This is a genomic window from Pelomonas sp. Root1444 (assembly GCF_001426885.1).
GTDB lineage: Bacteria > Pseudomonadota > Gammaproteobacteria > Burkholderiales > Burkholderiaceae_C > Pelomonas.
On sequence record NZ_LMFP01000028.1, the window covers coordinates 419,948 to 437,607 of the forward strand.

A 17,660-nucleotide genomic window follows, 5' to 3' on the forward strand; every position below is an offset into this window, starting at 1 on the left:
AAAATCGCAATTCAAACTCAAAAAGCAAACGGCCAATAAATTGGCCGCTCTTTATCGGGAAACCCGACGGAATCCTTGGCGGAGTGGACGGGGCTCGAACCCGCGACCCCCGGCGTGACAGGCCGGTATTCTAACCAACTGAACTACCACTCCGCGTGGGATGAATTCGCAACCGCCTTCCGATCGAAATCGTCAACGATTGCCAAGCTCATCAAACTTGGCGTCCCCTAGGGGATTCGAACCCCTGTAATCACCGTGAAAGGGTGGTGTCCTAGGCCTCTNTAATCCTTCGCAACTTGAACTGCGCGCCGCCAATAAACCTGATGGTTTGAATGGTGGAGGTAAGCGGGATCGAACCGCTGACCTCTTGCATGCCATGCAAGCGCTCTCCCAGCTGAGCTATACCCCCGTTTTGATTTGCAGTTTCATCTTTGCTTTCGCATCGACTTGACTACCGATCGCTTCGTTTGCAGCGCTGTTCAAGCGAGACCAAGAGTATATGACGAATTTCAGGCCCCTTGCAAGCGTTCGAGAACTTTTTTCTTATCGAAGTGCTCGAGCACTTCATCCAGTGAGGGAGTCTGAGCACGACCGCACACCAGAACCCGCACCGGCACCGCGAGTTGCGGCATCTTCAGCCCGCTGGCCGAAAGGGTTTCCTTCAAGGCCTGCTGCATGGCGGCCTTGTTCCAATCGGTCAACGCAGCCAGGCGCTCAGCCAACGCTTTGAGCGCGGGACGGACGGCATCCGTGACATGCGCTGCCAGATCATCGGCCGACGGGCTGACGGGACTGAAGTACATCACCAACCAGTCGGCCAGGGCTGCGACGGTTGAGCAACGGTCCTTGAACAGGCCAACCTTGGGCTGGACTTCGTCGACACCCACGACGATGCCCCGGCGGGTCAATTGCGCGACGACCAAGTCTGCCAACCGCGCCTCGTCGATGTGTTTCACGTAATGGCCGTTGACCCAGTCGAGCTTGGCCGGATCCCACTGGGCCGGGCTCTTGGACAGGTGACTGCCATCGAACCAGCTCACCATCTGTCCGGCCGAGAACAGTTCGTCGTCACCATGGCTCCAGCCCAGGCGGGCCAGGTAGTTCAGCATGCCCTCGGGCAGATAGCCGTTGGCGGCGTAGTCCATCACGCTGACGGCACCACGCCGCTTGGAGAGCTTCAGGCCGTCGTCGCCCAGGATGATGGGCAGGTGGCCGAAAGACGGCAGCGGTGCCTCCAGCGCTTTGAAGATGTTGATCTGCCAGGGTGTGTTGTTGACATGTTCGTCACCACGGAAGACGTGGCTGATGCGCATGTCCCAATCGTCCACCACGACGGCGAAGTTGTAGGTGGGCACACCGTCCTGGCGCACGATGATGAGGTCGTCGATTTCGCGGTTGTTGATCGTGATCGGGCCTTTGACGAGATCGTCCCAGGTCACGTCGCCGTCGACAGGGTTGGCAAAGCGGATAACAGGCTTCACGCCCTCCGGCGGGGCCGGCAGCGTCTTGCCGGGCTCGGGGCGCCAGCGGCGGTCGTAGAGGGTCTTCTCGCCGCGCGCGCGCTGGGCCTCGCGCATGGCTTCCAGGTCTTCAGGCGTCGCATAGCAACGATAGGCCTTGCCTTCGGCGATCAACTGCTCAACGACGGCCTGGTAGCGGTCCAGGCGCTGCATCTGGTAGATCGGGCCCTCGTCGTAGCCCAGGCCCAGCCAGTTCATTGCGGCAATGATCTGGTCGACCGAATCCTGGCTGGAGCGGGCGACGTCGGTGTCCTCGATGCGCAGCACGAACTCACCGCCGTGGTGGCGGGCGTAGGCCCAGGAGTAGAGCGCCGTGCGAGCCGTGCCCAGGTGCAGGAAGCCGGTCGGCGATGGCGCGATGCGCGTACGCACCTTGTCGAAAGTGGAACTCATCAGGATCTCAAGGTGGAAAGGCCGCGAGCCAGGTCGTCGCAGATGTCGTCGACATGCTCAAGGCCGACGGCCAGGCGGATCAGGCCCTGGCCGATGCCCGCGGCCTGGCGCTGCGCCTCGGTGAGACGGCCGTGCGAGGTGGTCGCGGGGTGGGTGATGATGGTCTTGGTGTCGCCCAGGTTCGTGGCGATGGAAACGACGCGCGTGCTGTCGATGACATGGAAGGCGGCAGCGCGTGCGGCGTCTGCGGCGTCGGCCTTGAGATCGAAGGACAGCACCGCGCCGCCCTGCCCGCTTTGCTGGCGCATCGCCAACTCATGCTGCGGATGCGAAGCCAGGCCGGGGTAGTACACGCGGGCGACCTCGGGCCGCGCCTCGAGCCAGCGCGCGACAGCCAGCGCCTGTTCGCTCTGCGCCTTCATGCGCAGGGCCATCGTCTCCAAGCCCTTCAGCACCACCCAGGCGTTGAAGGGCGCCAGCGTCATGCCGACCGTGCGCAGCACGGGGCCGAAGATGTCGCGGATGAACTTGTTGGGCCCGCAGAGGGCGCCCGCCATCACGCGGCCCTGGCCGTCCATGTATTTGGTGGCCGAGTGCATGACGATGTCGGCCCCCATCTCCGTGGGGCGCTGCAGGGCCGGCGTCGAGTAGGTGTTGTCGACGGCCAGGATGGCACCGGCGCCATGCGCGAGGTCGGCCAATGCACGGATGTCGCAGATCTCGGTCAACGGGTTGGTCGGCGTCTCGGCGAAGAACAGCTTGGTCGTCGGCTTGATGGCCGCGCGCCATTCGGCCAGGTCGGTCTGCGAGACGAAGCTGGTCTCGACGCCGAACTTGCCGAATTCCTTGGCGAACAGGTTGATCGTCGAGCCGAAGACGGAGCGCGAACAGATGACGTGGTCACCCGCCTTCAGCAGGCCCATGCCGAGCAGCAGGATGGCGCTCATGCCGGTCGACGTTGCGATCGCGGCTTCGGTGCCTTCCAGCGCGGCCATGCGCGCCTCGAGGCTGCGCACGGTGGGGTTGCTGGTGCGCGAGTAGGTGAAGTCCTCGGAGTTCGCGAACTTGCGCGCCGAGGTCTCTGCGTCGGCCTGCACGTAGGCCGTGGTGAGGAACAGCCCTTCGGAATGCTCGCCGTGCTGGCTGCGCGGCAGCCCCGTGCGGACGGCCAGCGTTTCGCGGCGCAGGCCTTCGGGCAGGGTGCGGCGGCTGTTGTCTTGGCCAGATGGGTCGCTCATGCGCTCAGCCCTCCCCGCCGCTTTGCAGGGCTAGGCGGCCGCGGGCGTCGGCCTCCTCGTCGCTGGGCTGGCTGGCGCGCTGCTCGCGCATGGCTTCGAAGTCCGCAAGGCTGACGTCGCCGGTCACGTAGTGGCCGTCGAAGCAGCTGGCCTCGAAGCCGGCGAGCCCTGGGCGCAGCGCGGCGACGACGCGCTTCATCGCGTCCACGTCCTGGTAGATCAGCGCGTCGGCGCCGATGTACTCGCGGATCTCCTCGATCGAGCGGTTATGCGCGATGAGCTCTTCCTTGGTGGGCATGTCGATGCCGTAGACGTTGGGATAGCGCACCGGCGGCGCGGCGGAGGCGAGATAGACCTTGCGCGCGCCGGCCTCGCGGGCCATTTGCACGATCTCCTTGGAGGTCGTGCCGCGCACGATGGAGTCATCCACCAGCAGCACGTTGCGGCCCTTGAACTCCAGGCCGATGGCATTGAGCTTCTGGCGCACGCTCTTCTTGCGCGCGCCCTGCCCCGGCATGATGAAGGTGCGGCCGACATAGCGGTTCTTCACGAAGCCTTCGCGGTAGGGCTTGCCGATGCGATGTGCCAGCTGCATGGCCGACGGGCGGCTGCTTTCGGGGATGGGGATGACCACGTCGATGTCGCTCGGCGGCATCGTCGAGATGACGCGTTGCGCCAGCGTCTCGCCCATGTTCAGGCGCGCCTGGTAGACCGAGATGCCGTCCATCACCGAGTCCGGCCGCGCGAGGTAGACGAACTCGAACATGCAGGGGTTCAGCGTTGGCTGCTCGTTGCACTGCTCGGTGTGCAGTTTGCCGGTCATGTCGATGAAGAGCGCCTCGCCGGGCGCCACGTCGCGCTCCAGTTGGTGACCCGTGCCTTCGAGGGCGACGCTCTCGCTCGCCACCATGAACTCGCCGCTGGCCGAGCGGCCGAAGCACAGCGGGCGGATGCCAAACGGGTCGCGGAAGGCCAGCAGGCCCTGGCCGGCGATCAGCGCGATGACGGCGTAGCTGCCCTTGATGCGCTTCTGCACGGCGCGCACGGCGGAGAAGATCTCCTTGGGCGTCAGCGGCAGGTCGCGCGCGGCCAACTCCAGCTCGTGGGCCAGCACGTTGATCAGCACCTCGGTGTCGCTCTCGGTGTTGATGTGGCGGCGGTCGATGTCGAACAACTCGTCCTTCAGCGCCAGCGCGTTCGTCAGGTTGCCGTTGTGCACGAGCACGATGCCGAAGGGCGCGTTCACGTAGAAGGGCTGGGCCTCCTCCTCGCTGTAGGCGTTGCCGGCGGTGGGATAGCGCACCTGGCCAAGGCCGATGGTGCCCGGCAGCGCGCGCATGTTGCGCGTGCGGAAAACGTCGCGCACCATGCCGCGGGCCTTGTGCATGAAGCACTTCTGGCCCTGCATCGTGACGATGCCGGCGGCGTCCTGGCCACGGTGCTGCAGCAGCAGCAGCGCGTCGTAGAGCAACTGGTTGACGGGAGAGGCAGCGAGAGCGCCGACGATGCCGCACATGGCGAGTCCTTAATCAGTAGCGTCCGCTTCAGATGGGGTCATCGAGCGGGAAACAAAACGGGCAACGGGTTCGGGCAGCAGCGGCGCGGCGTCGCGCAGCACGCCGGCCAGCACCGGCGCGGCGCGCGAGGCCTGCCAGGTGCTGGATTCGGCCAGCGGCGAGGCGCCGATGACCAGCACCAGCAGCAGCGCGATGAAGATGCCGCGCAACGCGCCGAAGCCGGCGCCGCCGAGGCGGTCCACCACCGACAGCGGCGTGGCGTGGATGAGCGCCTTGACGAGGCGCGTCCCCAGGCTCCACACCAGCAGCACGAAGAAGAAGGCGATGGCCAGCGTGACCACATGGAAGACGGTGGGGCCGAACTTGCTCGTCATCGAGGCGGGCAGCAGTTCGGCGACGACCGGTGCCAGCGGCGGCGCGGCGAAATAAGCCACGACCCAACCGGCCAGCGACATCACCTCGAACACCAGGCCGCGCCACAGACCGATGCCGATCGACAGCAGCAGCATCACTGCCAATGCGAGGTCGACCCAGCTCAGTGCAACGTCCATGGGTGGCCTCAGAGCGTCAGGATGGCGCCGGGCAGGCCCGCGCCCTTGAGCTTGGCAGACGCGCGCTCGGCTTCGTCGCGGCTCGCGAACGGGCCCAGGCGCACGCGGATGCGGCGGCCGTCCGCCGTGTCGACCGCCTGGGCGTAGGTCTTCAACCCGAGCTTCTCGACCTTGGCGCGCATCTCCTGCGCAGCCTTGCTTTCGCCATAGGCACCGACCTGGACGATGTAGCGCGCGCCGGCAGTGGCGGACGTGGTGTCCTTGCCTTCCAGCAGCGCCTGAGCGCGCGCACCGTCGTTGGCAGGCGGCTTGGGTTTGTCGACCGGCTTATCAGCAGGCCTGTCCGCCGGCTTCTCGGCCACCTTGACCGGCGGCTTCTCCACGGGTTTTTCGACCGGCTTTTCCGCCACCTTCGATTCGACCAGCGCCGGCGTGGCGACAACGGGCGCAGGCTCGGGCGCCGGGGCGGGCTCGGCCTGCTGCGCCAGCGGCTCGCGGGTCGGCACGGTCAGCGGCGGCGCGGTGTCCTTGCGCGGGATGTCGATGGGCAGGTCGACCGGAATCGGCCGCGGCTGGGTCTCGAAGATCAGCGGGAAGCCCACCACGCCGGCCGCGACCAGCACGGCCGCACCGATGAGGCGGCGCCGCGCGCGGATGCGCAACGCCTGCACGTCGTCGGCCGCGCTGGCCTTGGCGCCGGACTTGGCCGACTTCTTGGGCGCCGCCGCGGTGGCGGCGTCATCGCGCTTGAGGAAGGAAAACAGGCCCATCGGCGGCGTCTGACTTCAGTGGAGGGTGGGAGGTTTGGGCTCGGCGGCGCCGGCCGTCACCCGGGGCAGGCCCTGCTGGAGCACCCCGCCCACGGTGTAGAAGGAACCGAAGACGAGGATTCTATCGGCCGCGGTCGCCGCGGCCGCCGCGGCATGCAGGGCGTCGAGGGGATTGGCATGGGTGTGGGTCTCGACGCCGGGCGGTGTCTTCAGCCCCGCGGCGAGAAACGCCGCCTGCAGTTGCACGGCGGTCGCGGCCCGCGGGATGGGCAGGTCGGTGAAGTGCCAGGCGTCCACCAGCGGCGCGATCCGGCCCAGGATGCCGCCCAGGTCCTTGTCCGCCATCGCGCCGAAGACGGCATGCGTGCGCGGGAAGAAGCCCATCTGGTCCAGGTTCTGGGCCAGCGCGGCGACCGCGTGCGGGTTGTGAGCGACGTCCAGCACGACGGCGGGTTGGCCGGCCAGCACCTGGAAGCGACCGGGCAACTCGACCAGCGCGAGCCCGGTTCGCACGGCCTGCGCGCTGATCGGCAGGCGGTCCGCCAGCGCTTCGAAAGCGGCCAGCACGCCGGAGGCATTCAGCAACTGGTTCACGCCGCGGAGCGCGGGGTAGGCCATGCCGGAGAAGCGCTTGTTGCGGCCGGCCCATTGCCACTGCGTGCGGTCGCCGCTGAACGTGAAGTCGCGGCCGAGCTGGCGCAGGTCGGCGTCGATCTCGGTGGCCCGCTCGGCCAGCGAGGACGGCGGCATGGGGTCGCTGACGACGACCGGCCGGCCGGTGCGCATGATGCCGGCCTTCTCGCGGCCGACGCTTTCGCGGTCGGCACCGAGGAACTCGGTGTGGTCGAGGTCGATGCTGGTGATGACGGCGCAGTCGGCGTCGATGACGTTAACGGCATCCAGGCGGCCGCCCAGGCCCACCTCAAGGATGACGAGGTCCAGCGGCTCGTGCTGCAGCCGGCGCATGATGGCCAGCGTCGTGAACTCGAAGTAGGTCAGCGTGATGTCGCCGCGCGCGGCCTCGACGGCTTCGAAATGCGGCTCCAGCGACTCGGCCGTCACCGGCGCCCCGCCGACGCGGCAGCGCTCCTGGAAGTGCACCAGATGCGGCTTGATGTAGAGCCCCACGCGGTAACCGGCGTGCAGCGCGATGGATTCCAGCATCGCGCAGGTCGAGCCCTTGCCGTTGGTGCCGGCGACGACGATGGTCGGGCAGTCGAAGGCGATGCCCAGCCGCTGCTTCACCGTCGCGACACGATCCAGCGTCATGTCGATGGTCTTGGGATGCAGTCGCTCGCAGTGGGCGAGCCAGTCGTCAAGCGTCATGGCGGATCACTAAAAACAAAAGCCAGGCGCTGGGGCCTGGCTCGGAACGTTGCGGGCGGCGTTCAGGCGACGGCGTCCGCGCTCTGGCGCTGCAGCATTGCGAGTTGTCGGGCGATGGTCTCGCGCAGCTGGCGGCGGTCCACGATCATGTCGATGGCGCCCTTCTCCATCAGGAACTCGGCGCGCTGGAAGCCCGGGGGCAGCTTCTCGCGCACGGTGTTCTCGATGACGCGCGGGCCGGCAAAGCCGATCAGCGCCTTGGGCTCGGCCAGCACGATGTCGCCGACGAAGGCGAAGCTGGCGGACACGCCGCCCATCGTCGGGTCGGTCAGCACGCTGATGTAGGGCAGTTTGGCCTTGGCCAGGCGCGTCAGCGACGCATTGGTCTTGGCCATCTGCATCAGCGACAGCAGGCCTTCCTGCATGCGCGCGCCGCCGGTGGCGGTGAAGCAGATGAAGGGCGTCTTCTGCTCGATGGCCGTCTCGACGCCGCGCACGAAGCGCTCGCCGACGACGGAACCCATGGAGCCGCCCATGAAGTCGAACTCGAAGCAGGCCGCGACGACCGGCACGCTCATGACGGCGCCGCCCATGACGACCAGCGCGTCGGTCTCGCCGGTGTTCTCCAGCGCTTCCTTCAGGCGGTCGGGGTACTTCTTGCTGTCCTTGAACTTCAGCGCGTCGACCGGCAGCACTTCCTGGCCGATCTCGTAGCGGCCTTCACCGTCGAGGAAGGCGTCCAGCCGCGCGCGGGCGTTGATGCGGTGGTGGTGCGAGCACTTGGGGCAGACGTTGATGTTCTGCTCCAGGTCGGTCTTGTAGAGCACCGTCTCGCAGCTCGGGCACTTGATCCACAGGCCTTCCGGGACTGTGCGACGGTCGGCGGGGTCGCCTTGCTGGATCTTGGGCGGGAGCAGTTTGTCGAGCCAACTCATGCGTCAATCCTTCTTGTCGAGTGCGGCGCGGATGTCACGGATGAACGCGGCGCCGGTGGAAGCGACATTATCGGCCGGCTGGCGCTCCAGCAGTTCGACCAGCTTGGAGCCGATGACGACGGCGTCGGACACATCGGCCACGGCGCGGGCCGTCGCGCCGTCGCGGATACCGAAGCCCACGCCCACCGGCGTGCTGACGTGTTGTTTGATGCGAGGCACGGCTTCGGCGACGGCCGCGGTGTTGAGGTGACCCGCGCCGGTCACGCCCTTCAGCGACACGTAGTAGACGTAGCCGCTGGCGAGCTTGCCGACCTGCGCCATGCGCGCCTCGGTGGAGGTGGGCGCGAGCAGGAAGATCGCGTCCATGTCGGCGGCGCGCAGCTTGGCGGCGAAGTCCTCGCACTCCTCGGGCGGGTAGTCGACGATGAGGATGCCGTCGACGCCGGCGTCCTTGGCGTCCGCCACGAAGGCGTCCAGGCCGTAGCGTTCGACGGGGTTGGCGTAGCCCATCAGCACCATCGGCGTCTTGTCGTTGCGGGCGCGGAACTCGCGCACGAAGCCCAGCACATGGCGCAGGCCGATGCCGTGCTTCAGAGCCCGCTCGCCGGCACGCTGGATGACGGGGCCGTCGGCCATCGGGTCGGAGAACGGCACACCCAGCTCGATGACGTCGGCACCGGCCTCGGCCATGGCCAGCAGCAGGTCGACGGTCTCGGTCGGGTAGGGATCACCGGCGGTGACGAAGGGGATCAGCGCCTTGCGACCCTCGGCCTTGAGCTGGTCGAAGGTGGTCTTGATGCGGCTCATTGCTTGACCTTCTCGCCGGCTTGCGACGGGCGGTCGAAATAGGCGGCGCCGGACAGGTCGGCGACGGTGCCGATGTCCTTGTCGCCACGGCCGCTGAGGTTGATCAGCAGCACCTTGTCCTGACCCAGCGTCGGCGCGAGCTTGATCGCATAGGCGACCGCGTGGCTGGATTCGAGCGCCGGGATGATCCCTTCCGTGCGGCACAGGCGGTGGAAGGCCGACAGCGCGTCGGCATCGGTGATGCCGACGTACTCGGCGCGGCCGATGTCCTTCAAGTGGGCATGCTCCGGGCCGACGCCGGGATAGTCCAGGCCGGCCGAGATGGAGTGCGTCTCGATGATCTGGCCGTCCTCGTCCTGCAGCAGGTAGGTGCGGTTGCCATGCAGCACGCCGGGGCTGCCGGCGGTCAGTGTGGCGGCATGCTTGCCGCTCGCGACGCCCTGCCCTTCGGCCTCGACGCCGATGAGCCGAACGTTCTCGTGCGGGATGTAGGGGTGGAAGATGCCGATGGCGTTGGAGCCACCGCCCACGCAGGCGATGACGGCGTCCGGCTGGCGGCCGGCCAGCTCGGGCATCTGCTCCAGGCACTCCAGGCCGATGACGCGCTGGAAGTCGCGCACCATCATCGGGTAGGGATGCGGGCCGGCCACGGTGCCGATGATGTAGAAGGTGTTCTCGACGTTGGTGACCCAGTCGCGCATCGCCTCATTGAGCGCGTCCTTCAGCGTCTTGCTGCCGGACTCCACCGGCACGACGGTCGCGCCGAGCAGCTTCATGCGGTAGACGTTGGGGCTTTGGCGCTTGACGTCCTCGCTGCCCATGTAGACGACGCATTCCAGGCCGTAGCGGGCGCAGATCGTCGCGGTGGCCACGCCATGCTGGCCGGCACCGGTCTCGGCGATGACGCGCGGCTTGCCCATGCGCTTGGCCAGCAGCGCCTGGCCGATGACGTTGTTGATCTTGTGCGCGCCGGTGTGATTGAGGTCCTCGCGCTTCAGGTAGATCTGCGCGCCGCCCAGCTCGCGGCTCAGGCGTTCAGCGTGATAGATCGGGCTGGGGCGGCCGACGAAGTGCTTGAGCTCCTTCTGGAACTCGGCGATGAACTCAGGGTCGTTGCGATAGTGTGCGTAGGCGTCCTTGAGCTGGTCCAGCGCGTGGACGAGGGTCTCGGAGACGAAGCTGCCGCCATAGGTGGGCGCACCGGAATGGCGGAAATGCCCGGTCGCATCGGGCTGGTCGTACTCAAACATGGCTTTCCTCTGTCAGGTCGGTTCTGCATCGGCGCGCTTCACGGCGCGGCAGAACTCATGGATCAGGTCGGCGCTCTTGATGCCCTTGGACACCTCCACGCCGGAACTCACATCAACGGCCCAGGGCCGCACCCTGGCGATGCCATCGGCGACGTTTGCTGCATTCAACCCACCAGACAAAACGAGGCGAGAGCTGACGCTTGGAGGAATGAGTGACCAATCGAAGACCTTGCCGCCGCCGCCGTAGCCGTCGACATGGGCGTCGAGCAGCAGGGCCTGGGCGTTGGGAAATTGAGTGGCGAAGTCTAGCAAATCGACCCCGGGCGACATCCGGGCCGCGCGCAGATAAGGGCGCTTGACCCGGTCACAGTCGGCGGGCGTCTCGTCGCCGTGGAACTGCACCAGCATGTTGGGCAGCGCATCGAGGCCGGCCCGCAGTTCGGCGTCCGTCGCGTTGACGAACAGCCCCACCGGCGTCACGAAGGGCGGCAGCAACCGGGCCAGCGCCCTCGCCCGCTCCGGTGTCACGGCACGTGGGCTCTTGGCGTAGAAGACGAAGCCGATGGCATCGGCACCGGCCGCGACGGCCGCTTCCACGTCGGCTTCGCGGGTCAGGCCGCAGATCTTGATTCGGGTCATGGGAGCCAGTTCAGTGCCGCGACTTCGCGCGGGATGTCGAGCGCCGCATCGTAGGTCGGGCCGAGGAAATAAAGGCCGTCGGGGGCAAAGGTGGGCGCCGCCACCTTGCGGTCGCGTGCGGCAAGCACCTCCGACACCCAGTCGGCCGAGCGCGTGCCGCTGCCCACCGCAAGCAGGCAGCCCATCAGGTTGCGCACCATGTGATGCAGGAAGGCACTGGCCTCGAACTCGAAGCGCCAGTAGGCACCACGGCGCTGCACTTTGATCTCGCGCAGCGTCTTCACTGGCGACGCGGCCTGGCATTCGGATGAGCGGAACGACGAGAAGTCGTGCTCGCCGATCAGTCGCTCGGCGGCGGCCTCCAGCGCCGTCTGGTCGAGAGGCCGGAAGATCCAGCCACACTGGCCCGCTTCGATGGCCGGGCGCACCGCCGATTCGAGCAACAAGTACGCATAGCGCCGCCCGCGTGCGGCGTTGCGCGCGTGGAAGGCATCGCCCGGGAAGCGGCACCACTGGATCGCGATGTCGGGCGGCAGGTAGCGGTTGCTGCCGCGCACCCAGGAAAACGGCTCGCGCTCGACTTCGGTGTCGAAGTGGATGACCTGGTTGATGCCGTGCACGCCCGCATCGGTGCGGCCGGCGCAGACTGTGCGGATGGGCTGGGCCGCGAAGGCGGACAGGCCTTTCTCCAACGCGTCCTGCACGGTGCGGCCGTCGGGCTGGCTCTGCCAGCCGTTGTAGCCGCCGCCGCGGTAGCTCACGCCCAATGCAACTCTCATCGGTCCTCGACAAAGAAAAACGCCCGGCCAGGCCGGGCGTCGGAGTATCGCGGCAGTGCTTTACCGCAGATCGTTCAGCATCGCCTGCGCACGGTCGCGCAGCGTGCCGCTGGACCGCTGGATCAGCTCCTGCAACACCTCGCGGGCGCCTTCGGTATCGCCGATCTGGCGGAACTCGTCAGCCAGCTCCAGCTGGCGCAGCAGCGGGTCACCCTCGTCGTCGCCCAGTGCGTCGAGCGCGTCGGCGAGGTGGTCCGGATGCGTGTCACCCGGCTGGGGCGGTTCGCCGAAGTCGAAATCCAGGCCGGGCAGCGCGGTTGATGCCGGCGCCGGCGCCGGGCTGGACGGCAGGTTGCCCAGGCTGCTGAGGTCGAAGTTCAAGTCAGGCGCTGGCGGCGCGGTGCGCGCGCCACGGCCGGAGATGTCGAAGTCCATCGTCAGCGGCGCTTGCTCCACCGAGGCCGGCATGGCCTGGGTCGCCGCCATGGCCGTCGGCGAGACGGGTTCCGGTGCGTCGAGGTCAAGGTCCAGGGCCAGGTCGAAGCCACTGACCGGCCCGGTGTCCGGGCCGCCGCGCGACATCGCATCGGTACCGAGATGCGCCACCGCCGCAGCCGCTGCGGCGGTCGCTCCGCTGGGCAATGCCGTCTGCGGCAGCGTGCTGGCATTCATCGGCTCGGGCCGCAGTTCGGGGCCATCCTCGACATGTGCCGGCGCGCCGCCAGGCTGGTAGAGCGGGTTGTCGGGGTCGATGCCGCGGCCCAGCTCCTGGGCCTTGGCCCAGTCCTCGCCGCTGCCCTTGGTTTCGGCATAGAGCTGCACGGCCAGTTGCTCGAAGCCCTTGGTGTCACGGCGCTTGGCGTAGACCTCCAGCAGCTTCAGGCGGATGGCCAGGCGCGTCGGGTTGGCGCGCAGGGCTTCCTTCAGGATTTCCTCGGCCTGCAGGTCGCGGCCATAGGCCAGGTAGACGTCGGCCTCTGCAACCGGGTCGACATCGCCGATGGCATCGAGCTGGCTGAGCGAATAGCTCATCGACGACTGGCCGCTGTTCTGCGCGTCGCGCGTGTCGACACGCTGGCCACCGGTGCCGCCGAAGAAGGAGTCGGGCTGCAGGCGGCTTTCATGGAAGCCGGTTTCGGCCGCATGCGCGGGGCGGCGCGAACGCAGGCGGTACAGACCCAGCCCGCCCAGCACGGCGACCAGCACCCCGGCCAGCGGCAGCACGACCGGGCTGTCCAGCAACTGGTCGATGAAGCTTGGCGGCTCGACCGCCGGCGGCGGCGGCGCCAACGGTGCACTGGCACGCGCCTGCGGGCGAGATGCCGCAGAGCTGGCGTCGGCGACGACGGGTGCCGGCGCGGGGCGGGAGGCGGAGGCTGCGTCGGCCACGACGGGCGCGGGCAACGTCGACACCACGGGAGCGGACGTGCCCGCAGAGGCCGCCCCGTCCGCAGCCGGCTTGGCGGCGCTGGAGAGCTTCTTGAGCTCTTCCACATTGCGCGTCAGCTCGGCCACGCGGGCGGCGGCGTCCTTCTTCTCGGCGTCCTTCGACAGCTTGGCCTCGTTCGCACTGGCGGCGACACCGCTGGCCTTGCTGAGCGTGAGCTTGTCCGGCGTCGGTGCGGCAGCGGGCTTGCGGTCCTCGACAGCCGCCTGCACCTGCCCCTTGGACTGGCGTTCGCTTTCGTTGTTCTGCAGCGTCGGCGCGGCGGATGCAAGACGCTGGCGGTAGGCGGAAAAGTCCGCGCTCTGGGCCAGGATGACGCGGCGCGCTTCCGGCGCGGACACATTGGCCAGCGTCTCGCTCGAGGGCACCTGCAACACGGCCCCCGACTTCAGCAGGTTCATGTTGCCGTCGATGAAGGCGTCGGGGTTGTTGCGGAACAGGCCGACCAGCATCTGGTCCAGCGAGATGCCGCCAACCTGCGTGCGCGCAGCCACCTTGGACAGCGAATCGCCGGCGCGGACGCGGTATTCGGAGGCCGCGGCGGCGACCGGTGGGCGCACTGGCGCCGGCGCAGCGACCGGTGGACGCGCCACGACGATGGGAGCCGGTGCCGACGCAGAAGGGGTGCGCGGCAAGGCGGTCGTCACGGCCGGCGCCGGCGCGGGCACAGCCTCGCTGGAGGCGGAAGTTGCCGGTGCCGCAGCCACGGCCGGCGGTGCGGTGATGACAGGCGCAGGCTTGGGCAGGCTGGGCGGGTCGAACAGCAGCGTGTATTCACGTACCAGACGGCCGCTCGACCAGGTCAGCTCAAGGATCACGTCGACGAACGGCTCCTGAATGGCGCGGTCGCTGCTGACGCGCAATACCGTGCGGCCGTTCTGGCGTGCGACCTGGACCTGGGTCGAGGTCAGCACCGGGTTGTACTCGACGCCACTGGCGCGATATGACTCGGCCGGCGCAACGCGCACTTTCAGCGTCGCGGCTTCCTCGGCCGTCAGGCTGGTGACGTCGATCTCGGCGCGCATGGTCTCGCCAAGGGCCGATTGCACGTTCAGCTTGCCCAACCCCAGCGCCTGCACGCTCGCACTGGCTGCCAGCAGCGCGGCAGCCAGTGCGAGATGGTGGCGGTTGAAGCCGGTCGGCCGAACGCCCCCGGATGCGTCGCGGATGTGGTCTTTCAATGCATTCCCCCAAGCAACAAGGCGGGGCAATGGGCCCCGCCTGTCTCGATCTTCAGCACGCGCCGCACGAACCTGGTCTGCACGCTGGTTTGCACGTCATGGCCTCGTCGAGTCTCGAATCAAAAACACAACGGTATCAAGCATATACGTTGAAATGCTCAAGGGGTACCTGATGTGTCGCTTGGTTTCAATATCGACGCCAGGGTGAACCCTAGGTCAAGGCGTAAAAGACCGTAAGCAAATCAACGCTCAAGCAGGATGCGCAGCATGCGGCGCAGCGGCTCGGCCGCACCCCACAGCAATTGATCGCCGATCGTGAAGGCGCCGAGGTACTCAGGCCCCATCGCCAGCTTGCGCAGGCGGCCGACGGGAATGGTCATCGTGCCGGTGACGGCCACGGGCGTGAGGTCACGAATCGTCGCTTCGCGCGTATTCGGCACGACCTTCACCCAGTCGTTGTCCGCGGCGATCATGGCTTCGATATCGGCCAGCGGCACATCCTTCTTGAGCTTGAAGGTCAGGGCCTGGCTGTGGCAGCGCATCGCGCCGACGCGCACGCAGAAGCCGTCGACGGGAATGGCACCCGAACCGAGGATCTTGTTGGTCTCGGCCATGCCCTTCCACTCTTCCTTGGACATGCCGTTGCCCAGGTCCTTGTCGATCCAGGGGATCAAGGAACCGCCCAGCGGCACGCCGAAGTTGGCGGTCTCGTCCGCGGAAAGCGAACGCTGCTTGGCGATGACCTGGCGGTCGATCTCCAGGATGGCACTCTTGGGGTCGTCCAGCAGCGGCTTGACGGCGGCGTTGAGCGTGCCGTACTGCGTCAGCAGTTCGCGCATGTGCTGCGCGCCGCCGCCGGAAGCGGCTTGATAGGTCTGCGTGGACATCCACTCGACGAGGCCCGCCTTGTACAGCGCACCCACGCCCATCAGCATGCAGCTGACGGTGCAGTTGCCGCCGATCCAGTTCCTGCCGCCGTTGCTCAGCGCCTGGTCGATGACCGGGCGGTTGACGGGGTCCAGGATGATGACGGCGTCATCCGCCATGCGCAGCGTGGAGGCGGCGTCGATCCAGTGGCCCGTCCAGCCCGCGGCGCGCAGCTTGGGATAGACCTCGGTCGTGTAGTCGCCGCCTTGGGCGGTGATGATGATGTCGCAGCGCTTGAGCTGTTCGATGTCGAAGGCGTTTTGCAGCGACTTCTCGTTCTTGGCCTGGGCCGGAGCGGCACCACCGGCGTTGGAGGTCGAGAAGAACAGCGGCTCGATCAGATCGAAATCGCGCTCGGCGGTCATGCGTTCCATGAGCACCGAGCCCACCATGCCGCGCCAGCCTACGAGGCCTACCAAGGTCGTCATCATCAAATCCTTTCGTACTGTCACCAAACCCCATCCACTTCGGGCCCCGGCTCGTTCGCCGGGTTTGGAGGGGCGAGACGAGACGGAGCTTTAGCTCTTAATGGTTTTGGTGGTCGTGATGGCTTTGACGACAGCGTCGCCCATCTCGCGGGTCGTGACCTTCGAGGTGCCTTCACTCCAGATGTCGGCGGTGCGCAAGCCCTGGGCCAGCACCGATTCCACCGCGGCTTCGATACGAGCGGCGGCGGCTGGCTGGTTGAGGGAGAACTTGAGCATCATGGCGGCGGACAGGATTGTAGCCAGCGGATTGGCGATTCCCTTGCCCGCGATGTCCGGCGCACTGCCATGGCTGGGCTCGTAGAGGCCCTTGTTGTTGGCGTCCAACGAGGCGGACGGCAGCATGCCGATGGAGCCGGTCAGCATCGCGGCCTCATCCGACAGGATGTCGCCGAACATGTTGCCAGTCACGACGACGTCGAACTTCTTGGGCGCCTTGACGAGCTGCATGGCGGCGTTGTCGACGTACATGTGGTCCAGCTCGACGTCCGGGTACTGGGCGTGGACTTCGGTGACGATGTCCTTCCAGAACTGCGAGGTCTCCAGCACGTTGGCCTTGTCGACGCTGGTCAGGCGCTTGTTGCGCTTCTGCGCAGCCCGGAAGGCGACGTGGGCGATGCGCTCGATCTCAGGGCGCGAGTAGCGCATCGTGTCGAAGGCTTCGTCGGCGCCGGGGAAGTGGCCGTCCACCGCCGTGCGGCGGCCGCGCGGCTGGCCGAAATAGATGTCGCCGGTCAGCTCGCGGATCAGCAGGATGTCGAGGCCTGCGACGAGTTCGGGCTTCAGCGACGAGGCGTGCGTCAGCTGCTCGTAGCAGATGGCCGGGCGGAAGTTGGCGAACAGGCCTAGGGCCTTGCGCAGGCCCAGGATGGCCTGCTCGGGGCGCAGCGAGCGCTCCAGCTTGTCGTACTTCCAGTCGCCGACGGCGCCGAACAGCACGGCATCGGCTTCCTGGGCCAGTTTCAGCGTGGCGGGCGGCAGCGGGTGGCCGCTGGTCTCGAAGGCCTTGCCGCCGACGTCGGCCCAGTCGAGCTGCAAAGGCAGATCCAGCGCGTTCAGCACCTTGACCGCTTCGGCCATGATTTCGGGGCCAATGCCGTCGCCCGGCAGTACTGCAATTTTCTTGATCGTCATCTCAATCTCTCCACACAACCACTCCCAACCCAGCGACTGCCGTGGAACCGGCTTTGCCGGGCTACTGGCAGTGCCCCCTTGAGGGGGCGCGCGTCAGCGCGTAGGGGGTGGTCTAAATCACTCGGTTGTTGAGCCAGGGCTTCGCAGCAATGCGGGCGGCCTCGTAGGCGCGGATCTTGTCGGTGTGCTGCAGCGTCAGGCCGATCTCGTCGAGGCCGCCGATCAGGCATTCCTTGCGGAAGGGCTCGATGTCGAAGGGTAGTTCGGCGCCATCGGGCTTCACGATGACCTGGCGCGGCAGGTCGACCGTGAGCTGGTAGCCCGGGAAGGCGTAGACCTCGTCGAACAGGCGTGCAATGGCGCTCTCCGGCAAGACGATGGGCAGCAGGCCGTTCTTGAAGCAGTTGTTGAAGAAGATGTCGGCGAAGCTCGGCGCCAGGATGGCGCGAAAGCCGTACTGCTGCAGCGCCCAGGGCGCGTGCTCACGGCTGGAGCCGCAGCCGAAGTTCTGGCGAGCGATCAGCACGCTGGCACCGGCGTAGCGCGGCTGGTTCAGCACGAAGTCGGGGTTGGGCTTGCGGCTGGCCGGGTCCTGGCCGGGCTCGCCGTGGTCCAGGTAGCGCCATTCGTCGAACAGGTTGGGGCCGAAGCCACTGCGCTTGATCGACTTCAGGAACTGCTTGGGGATGATCGCGTCGGTGTCGACGTTGTCGCGGTCCATGGGCGCGACCAGCCCTTTGTGGATGGTGAACTTGTCCATG

15 protein-coding genes and 2 tRNA genes are annotated in these 17,660 nt (G+C 67.2%); all 17 read right to left on the reverse strand.

The annotated features are described in order from the left end of the window. Positions 1-76 precede the first annotated feature (76 nt). The 17 genes from ASD35_RS19710 to leuD all read right to left on the reverse strand — a co-directional run bounded on the left by ASD35_RS19710 (position 77) and on the right by leuD (position 17,659). Positions 77-153 (reverse strand) — tRNA-Asp (locus ASD35_RS19710). 180 nt (positions 154-333) lie between these two features. Beyond that, positions 334-409: transfer RNA gene (locus tag ASD35_RS19715), tRNA-Ala, on the reverse strand. Positions 410-509: 100 nt separating this feature from the next. After that, positions 510-1,913, reverse strand: a complete 1,404-nt coding sequence (gene gltX / locus ASD35_RS19720) for a glutamate--tRNA ligase (RefSeq protein WP_056876654.1) — start codon at positions 1,911-1,913, stop codon at positions 510-512. After that, entirely contained in the window at positions 1,913-3,151 is a 1,239-nt protein-coding gene (locus ASD35_RS19725) for an O-succinylhomoserine sulfhydrylase (protein WP_056876655.1), read from the reverse strand. The genes gltX and ASD35_RS19725 overlap by 1 nt, the downstream gene beginning before the upstream one ends. A 4-nt stretch (positions 3,152-3,155) precedes the next feature. After that, positions 3,156-4,667: an amidophosphoribosyltransferase gene (purF, locus tag ASD35_RS19730; RefSeq protein WP_056876656.1), complete on the reverse strand. Its 1,512-nt coding sequence runs from the start codon at positions 4,665-4,667 to the stop codon at positions 3,156-3,158. 9 nt (positions 4,668-4,676) lie between these two features. After that, positions 4,677-5,219, reverse strand: a complete 543-nt coding sequence (locus ASD35_RS19735) for a CvpA family protein (protein ID WP_056876657.1) — start codon at positions 5,217-5,219, stop codon at positions 4,677-4,679. 8 nt (positions 5,220-5,227) lie between these two features. Continuing rightward, positions 5,228-5,989, reverse strand: a complete 762-nt coding sequence (locus ASD35_RS19740) for an SPOR domain-containing protein (protein ID WP_056876658.1) — start codon at positions 5,987-5,989, stop codon at positions 5,228-5,230. Between the two features lie 15 nt (positions 5,990-6,004). Next, a complete protein-coding gene (gene folC, locus ASD35_RS19745) occupies positions 6,005-7,315 on the reverse strand; it encodes a bifunctional tetrahydrofolate synthase/dihydrofolate synthase (RefSeq protein ID WP_056876659.1) in 1,311 nt (436 codons plus the stop codon). Between the two features lie 62 nt (positions 7,316-7,377). Continuing rightward, positions 7,378-8,250: an acetyl-CoA carboxylase, carboxyltransferase subunit beta gene (gene accD / locus ASD35_RS19750; RefSeq protein WP_056876660.1), complete on the reverse strand. Its 873-nt coding sequence runs from the start codon at positions 8,248-8,250 to the stop codon at positions 7,378-7,380. Between the two features lie 3 nt (positions 8,251-8,253). Further along, entirely contained in the window at positions 8,254-9,057 is an 804-nt protein-coding gene (gene trpA / locus ASD35_RS19755; protein WP_056876661.1) for a tryptophan synthase subunit alpha, read from the reverse strand. Then, entirely contained in the window at positions 9,054-10,307 is a 1,254-nt protein-coding gene (trpB, locus tag ASD35_RS19760; RefSeq protein WP_056876662.1) for a tryptophan synthase subunit beta, read from the reverse strand. The genes trpA and trpB overlap by 4 nt, the downstream gene beginning before the upstream one ends. Before the next feature lie 12 nt (positions 10,308-10,319). Further along, complete coding sequence (locus ASD35_RS19765) at positions 10,320-10,946, reverse strand: phosphoribosylanthranilate isomerase (protein WP_056876663.1); 627 nt, start codon at positions 10,944-10,946, stop codon at positions 10,320-10,322. Continuing rightward, positions 10,943-11,725 carry a tRNA pseudouridine(38-40) synthase TruA gene (gene truA / locus ASD35_RS19770; protein ID WP_056876664.1) on the reverse strand — a complete coding sequence of 261 codons (783 nt, stop codon included), beginning with the start codon at positions 11,723-11,725 and terminating at the stop codon, positions 10,943-10,945. The genes ASD35_RS19765 and truA overlap by 4 nt, the downstream gene beginning before the upstream one ends. 60 nt (positions 11,726-11,785) lie before the next feature. Beyond that, positions 11,786-14,353 (reverse strand): FimV/HubP family polar landmark protein, encoded by a 2,568-nt coding sequence (locus tag ASD35_RS19775; RefSeq protein WP_235538401.1) that lies wholly within the window; start codon positions 14,351-14,353, stop codon positions 11,786-11,788. Positions 14,354-14,595: 242 nt separating this feature from the next. Continuing rightward, on the reverse strand, positions 14,596-15,708 hold the full coding sequence (gene asd / locus ASD35_RS19780) for an aspartate-semialdehyde dehydrogenase (protein WP_056877443.1): 1,113 nt from the start codon (positions 15,706-15,708) through the stop codon (positions 14,596-14,598). A gap of 90 nt (positions 15,709-15,798) precedes the next feature. Beyond that, entirely contained in the window at positions 15,799-16,899 is a 1,101-nt protein-coding gene (gene leuB / locus ASD35_RS19785; RefSeq protein WP_056876665.1) for a 3-isopropylmalate dehydrogenase, read from the reverse strand. 112 nt (positions 16,900-17,011) lie between these two features. Further along, the gene (leuD, locus tag ASD35_RS19790; RefSeq protein WP_056876666.1) at positions 17,012-17,659 is read right to left on the reverse strand and encodes a 3-isopropylmalate dehydratase small subunit; all 648 of its coding nucleotides are present in this window, start codon (positions 17,657-17,659) and stop codon (positions 17,012-17,014) included. Position 17,660 lies beyond the last annotated feature (1 nt).

Excerpts from the sequence above, each read along its gene's own strand:
- leuD (WP_056876666.1), bottom strand. The coding sequence starts at position 17,659 with ATGGACAAGTTCACCATCCACAAAGGGCTGGTCGCGCCCATGGACCGC.
- ASD35_RS19725 (WP_056876655.1), bottom strand. The coding sequence starts at position 3,151 with ATGAGCGACCCATCTGGCCAAGACAACAGCCGCCGCACCCTGCCCGAA.
- trpA (WP_056876661.1), bottom strand. The coding sequence starts at position 9,057 with ATGAGCCGCATCAAGACCACCTTCGACCAGCTCAAGGCCGAGGGTCGC.
- folC (WP_056876659.1), bottom strand. The coding sequence starts at position 7,315 with ATGACGCTTGACGACTGGCTCGCCCACTGCGAGCGACTGCATCCCAAG.
- trpB (WP_056876662.1), bottom strand. The coding sequence starts at position 10,307 with ATGTTTGAGTACGACCAGCCCGATGCGACCGGGCATTTCCGCCATTCC.
- ASD35_RS19740 (WP_056876658.1), bottom strand. The coding sequence starts at position 5,989 with ATGGGCCTGTTTTCCTTCCTCAAGCGCGATGACGCCGCCACCGCGGCG.
- purF (WP_056876656.1), bottom strand. The coding sequence starts at position 4,667 with ATGTGCGGCATCGTCGGCGCTCTCGCTGCCTCTCCCGTCAACCAGTTG.
- leuB (WP_056876665.1), bottom strand. The coding sequence starts at position 16,899 with ATGACGATCAAGAAAATTGCAGTACTGCCGGGCGACGGCATTGGCCCC.
- truA (WP_056876664.1), bottom strand. The coding sequence starts at position 11,725 with ATGAGAGTTGCATTGGGCGTGAGCTACCGCGGCGGCGGCTACAACGGC.
- gltX (WP_056876654.1), bottom strand. The coding sequence starts at position 1,913 with ATGAGTTCCACTTTCGACAAGGTGCGTACGCGCATCGCGCCATCGCCG.
- asd (WP_056877443.1), bottom strand. The coding sequence starts at position 15,708 with ATGACGACCTTGGTAGGCCTCGTAGGCTGGCGCGGCATGGTGGGCTCG.
- ASD35_RS19765 (WP_056876663.1), bottom strand. The coding sequence starts at position 10,946 with ATGACCCGAATCAAGATCTGCGGCCTGACCCGCGAAGCCGACGTGGAA.
- accD (WP_056876660.1), bottom strand. The coding sequence starts at position 8,250 with ATGAGTTGGCTCGACAAACTGCTCCCGCCCAAGATCCAGCAAGGCGAC.
- ASD35_RS19735 (WP_056876657.1), bottom strand. The coding sequence starts at position 5,219 with ATGGACGTTGCACTGAGCTGGGTCGACCTCGCATTGGCAGTGATGCTG.